Annotated in this window: 11 protein-coding genes; 7 read left to right on the top strand and 4 right to left on the bottom strand. The window is 36.3% G+C overall.

All coding sequences use genetic code 11. From position 1 onward, the window contains the following. Positions 1-83 precede the first annotated feature (83 nt). The gene (locus AC1RNS_RS25150; RefSeq protein WP_492996568.1) at positions 84-776 is read right to left on the bottom strand and encodes an AIM24 family protein; all 693 of its coding nucleotides are present in this window, start codon (positions 774-776) and stop codon (positions 84-86) included. Between the two features lie 314 nt (positions 777-1,090). Continuing rightward, a complete protein-coding gene (locus tag AC1RNS_RS25145) occupies positions 1,091-2,362 on the bottom strand; it encodes an L-lactate MFS transporter (protein ID WP_492996567.1) in 1,272 nt (423 codons plus the stop codon). 993 nt (positions 2,363-3,355) lie between these two features. On the opposite strand from AC1RNS_RS25145, the gene AC1RNS_RS25140 reads away from it, so the two are divergent. The 7 genes from AC1RNS_RS25140 (at position 3,356) to AC1RNS_RS25110 (ending at position 11,389) form a co-directional block, all read left to right on the top strand. Continuing rightward, a complete protein-coding gene (locus AC1RNS_RS25140; protein WP_492996566.1) occupies positions 3,356-4,843 on the top strand; it encodes an ATP-binding protein in 1,488 nt (495 codons plus the stop codon). Beyond that, on the top strand, positions 4,840-5,508 hold the full coding sequence (locus AC1RNS_RS25135) for a response regulator (RefSeq protein WP_492996565.1): 669 nt from the start codon (positions 4,840-4,842) through the stop codon (positions 5,506-5,508). Before AC1RNS_RS25140 ends, AC1RNS_RS25135 begins: the two co-directional genes overlap by 4 nt. A gap of 502 nt (positions 5,509-6,010) precedes the next feature. Next, positions 6,011-7,054, top strand: coding sequence for a DctP family TRAP transporter solute-binding subunit (locus AC1RNS_RS25130; RefSeq protein ID WP_492996564.1), 1,044 nt, complete (start codon positions 6,011-6,013; stop codon positions 7,052-7,054). Between the two features lie 57 nt (positions 7,055-7,111). Continuing rightward, entirely contained in the window at positions 7,112-8,155 is a 1,044-nt protein-coding gene (locus tag AC1RNS_RS25125) for a DctP family TRAP transporter solute-binding subunit (RefSeq protein WP_492996563.1), read from the top strand. A 278-nt stretch (positions 8,156-8,433) separates the two neighbouring features. Next, on the top strand, positions 8,434-8,931 hold the full coding sequence (locus tag AC1RNS_RS25120; protein ID WP_492996562.1) for a TRAP transporter small permease: 498 nt from the start codon (positions 8,434-8,436) through the stop codon (positions 8,929-8,931). Next, on the top strand, positions 8,912-10,180 hold the full coding sequence (locus AC1RNS_RS25115; RefSeq protein WP_492996561.1) for a TRAP transporter large permease: 1,269 nt from the start codon (positions 8,912-8,914) through the stop codon (positions 10,178-10,180). The genes AC1RNS_RS25120 and AC1RNS_RS25115 overlap by 20 nt, the downstream gene beginning before the upstream one ends. A 9-nt stretch (positions 10,181-10,189) precedes the next feature. Beyond that, entirely contained in the window at positions 10,190-11,389 is a 1,200-nt protein-coding gene (locus tag AC1RNS_RS25110; protein WP_492996560.1) for an MFS transporter, read from the top strand. A gap of 152 nt (positions 11,390-11,541) precedes the next feature. Here AC1RNS_RS25110 and AC1RNS_RS25105 read toward each other — a convergent pair whose 3' ends face one another. Together AC1RNS_RS25105 and AC1RNS_RS25100 are read right to left on the bottom strand one after the other, a co-directional pair. Beyond that, complete coding sequence (locus tag AC1RNS_RS25105) at positions 11,542-12,483, bottom strand: DUF4181 domain-containing protein (protein WP_492996559.1); 942 nt, start codon at positions 12,481-12,483, stop codon at positions 11,542-11,544. Further along, a complete protein-coding gene (locus AC1RNS_RS25100; protein WP_492996558.1) occupies positions 12,470-12,991 on the bottom strand; it encodes a sigma-70 family RNA polymerase sigma factor in 522 nt (173 codons plus the stop codon). The genes AC1RNS_RS25105 and AC1RNS_RS25100 overlap by 14 nt, the downstream gene beginning before the upstream one ends. Between the last annotated feature and the right edge of the window lie 35 nt (positions 12,992-13,026).

Genomic DNA, 13,026 nt, shown 5'->3' with positions numbered 1-13,026 from the left:
TTCAAAGCCGGTGAAATTTTACTGATCGTAAAATTTCACCGGCTTTTTAGTTTAGAGAAGGGTTTTGTCCCAGCCTCGTTTTTTTAACTTTCGCTAGACATATAAACTTCCTCAAATGGCTGAATGATAACAAAGCCTTCACCTGAAAATGCCATTTGAATGGATTCGCCGCTGCCTCGGCCGATAATTGTACGGAAGCTGATATCTGTTTTAAACTCAGGTGCTAAATTCCCTGACCATGCAACTGTGGCATGAGGATCAGTATACACCGTTTCACCTGGACGTACTAATAGCGTTAGAGGCTCAAAATGTGTGGTAATAGCTACCTTACCTGTTCCTTTTAAAGTTACATTAAACAATCCTCCTGACATGATGCCAGCCATTTTACGCATTAAATGAATATCCCAATCAATGCTTGGCTCAAATGCCAGCAAATCATTGCCATTGACGCAAATGCTTTCATTTTTCAAATCAAAAATCGTAACCTTTTTCCCTTGGTCAGCTAAATAAAGTCGCCCTGTCCCCTTTGCCTTCATTAGCTGTGTACCTTCTCCAGTTAGCGCCTTTTTAAACATTTTTCCTAATCCATGCTCCAACACACGCTCTCGCTCAAACTTAATGTCGCCTATGTAAGAAATCATCGCGCCCATTTTTGACCAAACCTCTCCGTTTAAGTTGATCTCAAGTACACGCTCCGTTTCTAGCTCAAAATAATCGTTTTCATTATCATCCTGCTGTGTTTTATTGATAAACTCATGTAAAGAAAATTTCCCCATCTTTAATCCCTCCTTATTACCTTATATACGCTTTAGTTGAAGAAAAGATTCAAAATTTCAACAATAGCATGAACGTTCTCATGACTTTACAGTTGCTATTTACTTTTCGTTACGAAATTGCTCTTTTGGTAGCAAAATCACTTTATTTCCCATAATGTTATTGACATCAGACAACCTCTGTTATACATTAAACAAAGATTAATCTATTGTTATATAACAATCGCTACAAAAAAAGACCATACGAGCATCATGTGCGAAATGATACTTATATGGCCAAGACCTAGTACCTTCAAGTGCGAATTGAAAGTAACCGTTTATTGTGTAGCGGAGACGTCTCCAACATTTTGTGATGCTGCTTTTAAAGCTGTTCGTTTACGTACATCTGCACGTAGCGTTAACGAGATAATTAATGATGCTGCGATTAGCCCAGCAAATACATAGAATACCGGAATGTAACTTCCATAAGCATTTTTAATTGTGCTTACCAATAACGGACCAAAAATACCGCCTAATGACCAAGTCGTTAATAAATAACCATGAATAACGCCCAGTTGCTTTGTACCAAATAAATCACTTGCAAATGCAGGTAAATTCGAGAAGCCACCACCATAGCAACTAACAACTAAGAAAATAAGTGCTTGGAAAAGTATCACGTTCGTCGTATGTGGTAACACAATAAATGTAATTAATTGTGCCGTAAAGAAAATAACAAAGACGTTTGAACGACCAATATAGTCAGACACAGCCGCCCAAATTAAACGACCTCCACCGTTAAATAACCCCATAATACCTACCATTGCCGCAGCTCCTGCAACTGATAATCCCACAATTTCTTGGGCCATTGGAGAAGCGACAGAAATCATCATAATCCCTGCTGTTACATTTACTAAATGCATTGACCACAGCATCCAGAAATGCTTTGTTTTAACAGCTTCACGAGCAGACATAACTGCTAAATCTTTTTTCACTACTTCTTTACCACTATTTGCAGCAGCCTTCATGTTCGCTGGCATATAACCAGGTGCAGGCGGTGCGATATATGAAGCCCCTAAAATCATTAACGTGAAATAACTTGCCCCTAAAATAAAGTATGTTGTAGAAATTCCAACAGCCTCCATTAAGTTAGCCGCTACTGGCGCTGTAATTAGTGCTCCAGATCCAAATCCAAGTACAGCCATACCTGTAGCCAAGCCTCGACGGTCTGGGAACCATTTTACTAATGTTGATACAGGAGCAATATAGCCAATCCCCATACCTAATCCACTAAGCACACCATATGTTAACCAATACAATGTTACAGAATCCATTGAAATTGCTACACCAGCACCAGCTTGTCCTGCCCCAAATAGAACAGCTGCTACCATCGCAGATTTACGTGGTCCCAATTTTTCTACTAAACTACCAAATAATGCGGCTGAAAAACCAGCGAGCCCCATCATAATCGTAAAGGCAACCGTTACCTTTGTTTCACTCCATCCCATCTCTGTGACAATCGGTAGCTTGTATACACTGTATGCATAAGCTCCACCGATTGAAAGGTGAATAGCGATTGCAGATAATGCAATTAACCATCTATTTTTATTCATAAATTCTCATTTCTCCCCTCTTTTGCTACCTGTGAAAATTCTATGAACGTCCATGTAAAACAATTTACCACTTAGAATTATTCAAATGCAAGATGTTTTTCTAAAAAATATTATTTCTCCAAAAAGTATTTTATTTTTCCCCTTCTTATGTCTCCACCACAAATCTTACAGCCTCTAAGTGAAACTGCGTTTATTAAAGAAAAACCACAACATATTTTAGATAATAATATTTTTCTACTCTATTATCTTCACACCCAAAAACTATTTAAAGATAATTTTAATTGTGCATATTTTCACATTCTAAAGGTTTATATTATACTTTTTCCGATTAGAATAATGACTACATTTCTCCCGAATAACAACATTATCAAATTTTTATCATAGAGAAATATTAAGAACGAAAGAGAATTTTAAAACTAAAATAAACAAAATTTTTCTACACAAAGTGAAAGAAAAAAAGAAAACTACCAATTACTTTCACCTTTTACAGGTTTAATATCCAAATAAATGTAATACATGTTTTGCATATTCCATTTTGAATAATCTTTTCTTATTCATTTTTATTATTCAAATATATGTTTTTCTTTAGAAAGCAGATGATTCTCCTGGTTTTTCCTTAGCCAAATGATGCAATAAAAGCTATAAGAAACCATTGCGTTTAAGTATATCCGTAAATTTGTTATAGTACACAAATGAAAACAGTACTTTTCAACTAATATTGTATTACAACAAACTATTTATTTATGTTAATTTATAATAGAATGAAATTCCTAGTTTGGTTCTCATGTGTACCCTTATCATTTTTTTACAAGAATTGTTAGTTAATCTAAGATTCTTTATCTTACAATTATCTTATTTAAAGAGGTGCTGAATTCATTAAAGGAGTATTCCTATTCCTTTCACATTCCTATGAAAAATATTTCTTTACGACTCAAAATGTTTATTTTTTCGTTCATAATTGTTATTTTTTCGATTGCCACAAGCGGAGCCATCATGATTCATAATCTTGGAGGTGCTTTTGAAAAAGAATTTGGGGCACGAGCTATCGCTATCGCAAGAACTGTGTCACAGCTTACAGATGTTCAAAATAATGTGGGCAAGCCTGCTGGTTTTGAAATTATTCAACCAATTGCAGAGCGTATTCGCTTAACAACGGATGTAGATTATATTGTGATTATTGATATGAATCGCATTCGTTACTCACACCCCTCTGAAAGTAAGCTAGGTACAGTCTTTGAGGGCGGAGACGAAATAGAGGCCTTTTCTCAGCATGAGTATATATCGAAGGCACGAGGTGTTTTAGGATATTCCATAAGAGCATTTGTACCTATTATGAATGAAGAAGGTACAAAGCAAGTTGGTGTTATTACTGTCGGGTTACTTGCACCAAAATGGTATAACCTCGTAGATGAATATCAATTTGATATCCTTATGTCTCTTTTTTGGGGATTAATAATCGGCTTAGGCGGGTCCGTTTGGGTTGCCAATCATTTAAAACGACAAACCTTTAATTTGGAGCCATACGAAATAGCCCGTTTAGTAGAAGAACGCTCTGGTATTATCCAAGCGATGGACATCGGCATTTTAGCAACTGATGAAAGCGGTAATGTGACCTTTATTAATCGTTTAGCAAGGCAATATACACATTTCTTCGGACAGAAAATTTCTAGAAAAGCTTTGTTTAAAGGCACCTGGCTCGCAGAGGATACGCTGCAACAGCATGAAGTATATAGACCTCTATTGATGTTTGAGCAAATGTACTTAGTACGCACCTTTCCTATTCGTATCATGGAACAAAATGCTGGCTACCTCATTATGCTGACCGACCGAAAAGAAGCCAATATGTTAGCTGAAGAATTAACTGGCATAAAAATACTCGTGGATTCATTACGTGCCCAGCAACACGAATATATGAATCGCTTACATAGTATTGCAGGATTAATACAATTGGAGCGAGATGACGATGCCTTAAGCTTGATTATTGATGAAATAACAGATGAGGAAGAAATAATCCAAAGCTTGCATGACAAAATTCATGATTATTCCATTCAAGGATTATTACTTGGTAAATATTCACGTGCGAAAGAGCTTGGTGTGGAGCTGACAATTGATGAGGATTCAAAGCTCATTGATTTTATGAGTGGATTTTCCAGTGGAGACATGGTGACGATTATAGGTAACCTATTGGACAATGCGATGGAGGCATGCTTTGAATGTGCTCATAAAGATGTTCATATTACATTGATTGGTCATAAACATCATTTATTCATTGAAGTACAGGATAGTGGTAAGGGGATTACTGGTCTGCCAAATCGTATTTTTGATTATGGCTTTAGTACAAAACAAAAGGATGGTCATGGTATTGGACTTGCCCTTGTGAAACAAATTGTGGAGTCAAACAATGGAATTATTCAAGTAGAATCAACCGTGAATGTTGGAACAATCATTACAATAGAAGTAGGGGTGACTGAAGAGCAATGAGTAATCTTTCAGTGTTTATCGTAGAAGACGATCCAATGGTACTTGAAGTAAATAAAGGTTTTTTAAATAAATTGAATGGTTTTCAGCTCGTGGGTGAATCAGTCAATGGACGTGATGCCTATGACAAAATTATCAGAAAGAGACCTAATCTAATTTTACTAGATATGTTTTTACCAGATATGACAGGCATGGAATTATTCTTAAAGCTTCGTGCAGAACGTATCCCCTCGGATATTATTATGATTACTGCTGCAAGAGATGCACCTACAGTACAGGAGGCCCTTCGACTGGGAGCCATCGACTATCTTATTAAGCCATTTCGTTTTGAACGCTTTGAAAAAGCATTGCAGCAATATAAAAGCTCTACAAAAAAGTTACAAAGTTCACAGGCATTTAATCAAGAGGACATCGACAAATGGCTTGGATTACAGCATGAAACAATGGAGCTTCCTAAGGGACTAAACACGATAACAATGCAACAGATTCTTGATTATCTAACAACACACCGAGCAGCTATTACCTCAGAACAACTAGCTCAAAATGTCGGAATGGCCAGAGTAACCGTCCGTAAATATTTGGATTTCTTAGCTACGAAGGGAACTGTCTCGATTGAATTACAATATGGGACAGTTGGTCGTCCAACGAAATACTATTCCATTAAGTAGAATAGGATTCAATTCATTAACTAAATAACAAGAATCTGCTCTTTCCTCGAGTATATTTCAGTCCCTGCTTAAGGTTGAAATATATTCTGTTCCCTTTTTCAAGGAATAAGGCAGATTCTTTTTCTATTACAGATTTTTAATAAGCATTTACTTTTATCTATCTGGACATCTGTTTTGTAACAGTTTATCTTCATTTAGCAGAAGACTCCCACCTTTACAAGTGGTGAGATGAATACGATGTAGGTCCTTTTCAGTGGGTGTCCAAACACCTACTGAATGAAGATAAAGCCTCTGGCGGATGTCACAGATTTTCAAAGGAATGAATTGTGCCTTCACAATTCAAAATCCGGACGCAATTACGCCAAGGCGAATTGATTAAAATAATAAATTGTTATATACCATAAATACCAAAATGTCCATTAAAACCATAATATTGAGTATTTATTGAAATGATTTACAATGAAAATCGTTCACATCTTATAGAGATTAGGGGTGAATTTGTATGTGGAGTAATCGTTTTGCACGCAGTTTTGTTAGCGTTCTCATTTTCATAACAATTCTGTTAGTTTCATGTCAGGAAGACGTTTACCCTACCGACAATGAGCAGTTGAGTCATGAGGAACAAATCGTTATTCGATTTTCACACGTAGTTGGTGAAAATACACCAAAAGGAATGGCAGCGGTAAAATTTGCAGAGCTAATCAAAGAACGTAGTAATGGTCACGTCGAAATTCAAGTGTTTCCAAATGGGGTTCTTTATAAAGATGGTGAAGAAATGAATGCCTTATTACGTGGCGATATTCAAATGATTGCACCTGCTATTTCCAAAATTACAACGCTTGTGCCAGAGTGGTCAGTTATGGATTTACCTTATGCATTTAAAAATGCAGATGAAGTGCATACATATGTCAACAGTGATGTTGGTCAATCGTTAATGACAAAGTTAAATGCCCATAATCTATTTTCCATGGGTGTTTGGGATAGTGGATTTAAGCAGCTTAGCAATAGTATTCGACCTATAGAAGCTGTTCAGGATTTGAATGGCTTGCGTATGAGGATTATGCCAAGTGATATATTAGCTGAACAATTTTCCATTGTTGGAGCCTATCCAAAACGCATTGACTTCAATACTGTTTTTCATCAACTGCAAAGAGGCAATGTCGATGGTCAGGAAAATACACTGACAAACATTACAAGCAAAAATCTACATTCACTACAAGACTACTTAACGATTAGTAACCATGGCTATCTTGGTTATTTACTGCTGATGAATCATGAATTTTGGAATTCCCTGCCTGAAGATGTGCAAACTCTGCTCATAGAAACACTAGAGGAAGTACAAGAATGGGAATGGCAGCTTGCAGAAAAATTAACAGCAGAGAGACTTGAAGAAATGAAAGCATGTGATTGCATCAAAATTTACAATTTATCGGATGAAGAGAAGGAAGAATGGGAATCTGCATTTGAGCCTGTTTATCGCTATTATGCAGAAAACTATGGGAAAAGATATATCCAAGCACTTCCTAAAAATCAATCACATCACTAGCATGGGTTAAAAAGGTTAACCTTTTAACTATAATCATAACATTTAGGGGGATATGTAATGAAAAAATGGCTTTTCATGTCACTTATGGCTGTGTTAGTTCTAGCACTTGCAGCTTGTGGTGGCGACAAAAAAGAAACATCTGCGCCAGCGGCTGAGGGTGATGGCGGATATACAAAAGACAAACCGCTTGTTATTAAATTCTCACATGTTACATCAATCGATAGTGTAAAAGGAAAAGCTGCTGATGCTTTTGCAAAATTAGTAGACGAAAAAACTGAAGGTAAAGTAAAAGTTGAAGTTTACCCTTCTTCTCAATTATACGGGGATAATGATGAACTAGACGCACTAGTTTCTGGTAATGTTCATATGATTGCTCCTTCTGTGACAAAAATGGTTAAAATCGACCCACGTTGGCAATATGTTGATATGCCATATCTATTTGAGAATGAAGAGCACGTACGTAAATTCTTTACTTCTGACGTAGCTAAAACAATTCTTGAATCGAATCAATTAGCAGCAAATGATATTAAAGGTTTAGTATTCTGGGAAAATGGCTTTAAACATTTCTCAAATAACAAGCATCCACTTGAAAAAGTAGAAGATTTTAAAGGCTTAAAGTTCCGTGCACAAGCAGGAAAAGTATTAGAAGCACAATTTAAAGCGTTAAATGCTGGCTCTGCAACAATTGCATTTGGTGAAACATACGCTGCCCTACAACAAGGAACAGTTGATGGACAAGAAAATACTTTCAACAACTTTGATACACAAAAATATCAAGAAGTACAAAAATATTTCTCAGTATCTGAACATGGACGTCTTGACTATGCAATCTTTGTCAATAAGTCATTCTGGGATAAAATCCCTACCGATTTATTAACAGCAGTGGAAGCATCTTTAGATGAAGCAACGAAGCTAGCTTGGGATTTAGCTGCTGATGAAAACGCAAAATCATTTGAGAATATCAAAAACTCTGGTATTGAAGTTCTTGAGTTAACGGCTGAGCAAAAAGAAGCTATTAAAGCAAAACTTGAACCAGTATATGAAGAGTTTGGTGAAGTTATCACAGAAGAATTAATTAATGGTATTCGTGATCTAAAATAACATAACTTTGGGTTAATAAAAAACCTTTCTATTCGGGGAATTAAATAGTTTAACGTAAGAATTTGCTCATTTCCATGGATAAGCTACAAGGTTCATAGGATAGATGAGCCTTGTAGGTAAACTGAATCAAATTTTAGTAAATCACTTACATGAAATCTGGACGAACGGGTGCTAAGACGCTCACTACAAGCAGCAACATTACTATAGTGAGAGAGTAAGCACCCGTTTGTACTTAAATGATGATTCCCTTTTCAAATTCACATGAAGGAGGCAATTGAATGAAAGCCTTACATAAAGTCTGGGGCTACTTAGAAGAAATCCTAGCTGGAATCTTTTTCGTAGCAGGTGTAGTTCTTATTTTTTATGGCGTAATTATGCGCTACATATTCAATGAACCGCAAGCATGGGTAGAGGAATTAGCACGTTATTCAATTATCTGGGGTACATTTTTAGGATTTGGCTTAGCCCTGCGCCATAATCAACATATTCAAGTAGATATTTTATATGATAAATTAAAGCCTTCTATGAAACGTGTACTGGATATAGTGGCAACTGGATTAAGTATTGCTTTTTGTTTGATTTATACGTATTACGGCTTTGTTTTAGTAGAAAATCGTTATACATCAGGCATGGTATCACTTGATATTGGGATACCAATGTGGGTTGTATACTTAGTTTTACCGATTTCAGGCGTTTTATTTTTACTAAGATTCGTAGAAAGATTAATCAATATTCTACGAGGAAAGGACGAAGAATATGCTAATCCTCTTACTTAGTTTCTTTTTATTACTATTCCTACGAGTACCAGTCGCGATTAGTTTAGCACTATCGACAATTCTTGTGTTCTTCCAAATTGATTTTAATATGAATATGATTCCTCAGCGTATATTTACTGCACTGGACTCTTTCCCGATGATGGCAATTCCAGGCTTCGTCCTTGCAGGGGTACTTATGGCACGAGGTGGGATTTCAAAATATCTTATTGAAGCTTTACGTGCATGGATTGGTCATCTTCCAGGTGGTCTTGCTGTTGTAACAATCATCGCCTGTGCTATTTTCGCAGCGATTTCAGGCTCTTCACCTGCAACGGCTGCTGCAATCGGTTCTATCATGATTCCTGCGATGATTTCTGCAGGCTATAAAAAGCGCTATTCTATGGGTCTTGTTGCCGCTGGTGGTACATTAGGTATTTTAATTCCACCAAGTGTACCGCTAATCATTTATGGTATTACCTCAGAGCAATCTATTGGTGAATTATTTATGGCTGGTGTTATTCCAGGTCTAGCATTAACAGGAATATTAATTGTGGCAGCCATCGTTTATGCAAAACGCAATGGTTTTAAAGGAGATGCACCTGCTTCTTGGAATGAGCGTGGTCGTAAATCTTTAAAAGCAATTTGGGGTGCATTTTTACCATTCTTAATTTTAGGAACAATCTATTCAGGGGTCGTAACTCCAACTGAATCAGCTGTTATTGCCGTTTTCTATGGTCTTATCGTATCCCTGTTCATCTACCGTGAAATGAAGCTAAAGGATTTCCGTGAGGTATTAGTAGAATCCGTTAATATTACAGCCATGATTTTCTTAATTATCGGTGCCGCTTCATTATTTGGATTATATTTAACAAATGCACAAGTACCACAGCAGGTTGGTGCATGGATTGCCGAAAGTGATATGAACAAATGGATATTCATGATAATTGTTAATATTCTATTCTTTGTTATGGGAATGTTCTTAGAGGCTGTATCCATTATTCTAATTACTTTACCAATTCTATTACCAATTCTAGCACATTTCGATATTAACCTGATTCACTTTGCCATTATTATGACGATTAACATGGAGCTTGGTATGATTACACCGCCAGTGGGACTTAATCTCTTTGTCGTAAGTGGAATTGCTAAAGAAAAGCTTGGAGAAGTTGTCAAAGGGGTCATTCCATTTATCGTTTTAATGATTATTTTCTTAGGATTAGTGGTTTTACTGCCACAATTATCACTTTGGTTACCAGAGCAAATGAAATAGGGCATCTCTATGGAAGCATGTACAAAGAGATATTCGATTAAAGACCGCCAATTTTGGACAATCGTGATTAGCTTGGGAGGAGCTTCGGTGTTTGTATTCGCAGCGATGTACTCGGTACAACCCCTGCTCCCCTTCTTTACAGAGCAATTTCAAATTTCTGTTTCCACTGCAAGTCTGACCATGTCTGTAACCACTCTATCCGTGATTATCGGGTTAATCGTTTTAGGATTTTTGTCTGATCGCTATGGGCGAGTACCATTTATCCGATTTTCCATCATTCTAACGATTGTCCCTTTTCTCTTAATGCCTTTAACGGATTCTTTTTCTATGATTATTCTTTTACGTTTTATCCAAGGCTTTGCGATTGCTGGTGTGCCTGCAGCTGCACTTGCCTATATAAGTGAAGAAATTAATCAGCAATCAATGGGTTTTGCGACAGCACTATATATATCATGTAATGCCCTAGGTGGGACGATTGGAAGACTAATGATGGGTTATCTGACAGAATATAAATCTTGGGAGATCGCATTTTTTTCTTTAGCACTTTTGGGTGGCGTTATTTTTATTCTAGTGTGGCTTACCCTTCCAAAATCAAGAAATTTTTCAGTCCATCAACGTACTATTCAAAAGGATTTACATGGTTTTTGGCTCCATTTAAAAAATCCAAATTTACTTATTCTTTTTGGACTTGGGATCATTCTGCAGCTATCTTTTACAGGGATGTGGTCTTTTATCCCATACTATTTAGCTGAATCGCCATTCTTATTATCGTTAAAAACGATTTCCTTTATTTTTTTAACATATGGCTTAGGAATCGTTGGTTCTCCAATTGCTAATTCCCTTGCAGGTAGAGTCGGGATCAATACGATTCGAACATTTGGGGTGCTTTTATTAGTATGTGGGATTTTATTAACGCTCAGTTCCTCCCTGAGTATGATTATTGTTGGGCTCTGTATTGCATGCTTAGGCTTTTTTACCGCTCATGCCTTAACTTCTGCAACAGTTAGCCGGACAGCTATCCATCAAAAGGGGATTGCCTCAAGCTTATATCTCGTATCTTATTATATTGGCGTTGCCTCAGGAAGTACTTTGCTCAGTCCAATCTGGCTGCATTTTAAATGGCAGGGGATTGTTATGATTACAGTACTTCTTCCTATACTATATGTCGCCTTTTTAAATTACACATTACACAAAAAAATTCAAAGCTAAGCGAGCTAAAAAAGATGCTCTGAAACGATTCAAGCATCTTTTTAGCCCGCTTTTTCTCATGTGTTGCTCAATACTTGCTTCAGTCTGAAAATATAGATTGTAGTTTCTCAAATCGAGTTCACTGCTTCTTTCATTTTGCTAACCGAATACTGCTATAAAATATACATAAAGAATATAAAAAAAGCTAGAAGCATTACAATGGAAGAAATAATTGATACATAATGTCTTTTCTCTTCACGGCCATAGTAATACTCAATCATTATAGAACTTATTATTACTACAGCTAGAAATGCACATGTAGCAGCTGTATACAAGAACCATTCTTTTATTGAAAATAAAAAAATAAAAATTACATTCAGAATTTTCAAGATATATACGGAACGTTGATGACCTTTATTTACGTACTTTGGCTCCTTCGGAATATTAAACTTCCTTCGCAAAAGTCTATCAACTAACCACCCGATAAAAATAAAAATCACTAAAAAAGTAATTAATTCTGAACTAGTAATATTGAATTCGTTTCTTTGTGTAAGATTCTTATAAGCAGATGCTAGGTTTTCATCTTTCACTTTATAAGATATGTTTGTCTGTTGATCAGTGAAAACTAATTCGGTATCGTTTAAGTACATCTTTAGCTTTATGACTTGCCCATTATCAAACTCGACCCAGATATCACTATTTGCATAAGTGATAAAATTATTATCTTTCAGAGTAACAGTAGCCTGCTGTAATATTTGTTTCAGCAAATCACTTGCTGAATTTTCTTTAAACACTTGCTGCCCTATAATCCAACCAGTTCTTCCAGCCTTAAAGGAATCCTCCTCCCAATTCTGTGCAATAGTAAACTGTTTAATTTCTTCCTGTTGTACTAATTCAATAATCGTAGCATGTTTCATAGTTTCTACTTGTTTCAAAGGACCCATAAAGAATAACAACAGTAGTGTCACCACGACTGCCCCAATAGTTATTGTTGGATATTGCCGACTTCTTCTTTTCTTGAGCTGAACGTGCTGTAAAATACGCTTTTGTAATGGTTGTGAAAACCGTGGCGCTTCACCAAGCTCTTTATCCAATTTGTCCTTAAAAGATGTCATCCCTTAACACCTCCCAATCATTTTTATCTAGTTTTTCTTGTAGCATTTGTCTCGCTCTGCGTAATCTAGTTTTTACTGTATTTTCAGTAGATGCTAGTATTTCTGCAATCTCTCGTATTTTTAATTCCTGGTAATAGTAAAGAATAAGCACTTCCCTATAAGGTAATGGAAGTTCAAATAAAGCTGTTGTCAAAATCCGACGATCATCCTTCTCTACTAATTCTTTTTCAGGTGTTCGCTTACTCACGCCAATATGTAATTTTTCTAATAAGTTATGCCGTTTATTTTTCCAGCTTCGTAAATAATCGTGACTTTTATGTACAGTTATTTTTACTAAATATGTTTTTAATGAGGACCGTTGTTCAAAGCGCTCCTGTTGACAATAATAGGCGAAAAATACATCCTGAACGATTTCCTCCGCTATAGCCCAATCCTTTACATATAGGTAAGCCACCCGTAGGCAATATTCACCATGCTCATCCATAATTGCTGCTAAATGCTCACTCAAGCAAACACCTCCTAATCTCAGTCACACTATAGTCG

This window comes from Lysinibacillus sp. GW821-FHT14F06, from assembly GCF_058803665.1.
The sequence above is the reverse complement of the archived record's forward strand: the minus strand, read 5'-3'. Positions and strand labels throughout refer to the sequence as shown.

Coding starts and splice junctions, on each gene's coding strand:
- AC1RNS_RS25150 (WP_492996568.1), bottom strand. CDS start 776: ATGGGGAAATTTTCTTTACATGAGTTTATCAATAAAACACAGCAGGAT.
- AC1RNS_RS25145 (WP_492996567.1), bottom strand. CDS start 2,362: ATGAATAAAAATAGATGGTTAATTGCATTATCTGCAATCGCTATTCAC.
- AC1RNS_RS25140 (WP_492996566.1), top strand. CDS start 3,356: ATGATTCATAATCTTGGAGGTGCTTTTGAAAAAGAATTTGGGGCACGA.
- AC1RNS_RS25135 (WP_492996565.1), top strand. CDS start 4,840: ATGAGTAATCTTTCAGTGTTTATCGTAGAAGACGATCCAATGGTACTT.
- AC1RNS_RS25130 (WP_492996564.1), top strand. CDS start 6,011: ATGTGGAGTAATCGTTTTGCACGCAGTTTTGTTAGCGTTCTCATTTTC.
- AC1RNS_RS25125 (WP_492996563.1), top strand. CDS start 7,112: ATGAAAAAATGGCTTTTCATGTCACTTATGGCTGTGTTAGTTCTAGCA.
- AC1RNS_RS25120 (WP_492996562.1), top strand. CDS start 8,434: ATGAAAGCCTTACATAAAGTCTGGGGCTACTTAGAAGAAATCCTAGCT.
- AC1RNS_RS25115 (WP_492996561.1), top strand. CDS start 8,912: ATGCTAATCCTCTTACTTAGTTTCTTTTTATTACTATTCCTACGAGTA.
- AC1RNS_RS25110 (WP_492996560.1), top strand. CDS start 10,190: ATGGAAGCATGTACAAAGAGATATTCGATTAAAGACCGCCAATTTTGG.
- AC1RNS_RS25105 (WP_492996559.1), bottom strand. CDS start 12,483: ATGACATCTTTTAAGGACAAATTGGATAAAGAGCTTGGTGAAGCGCCA.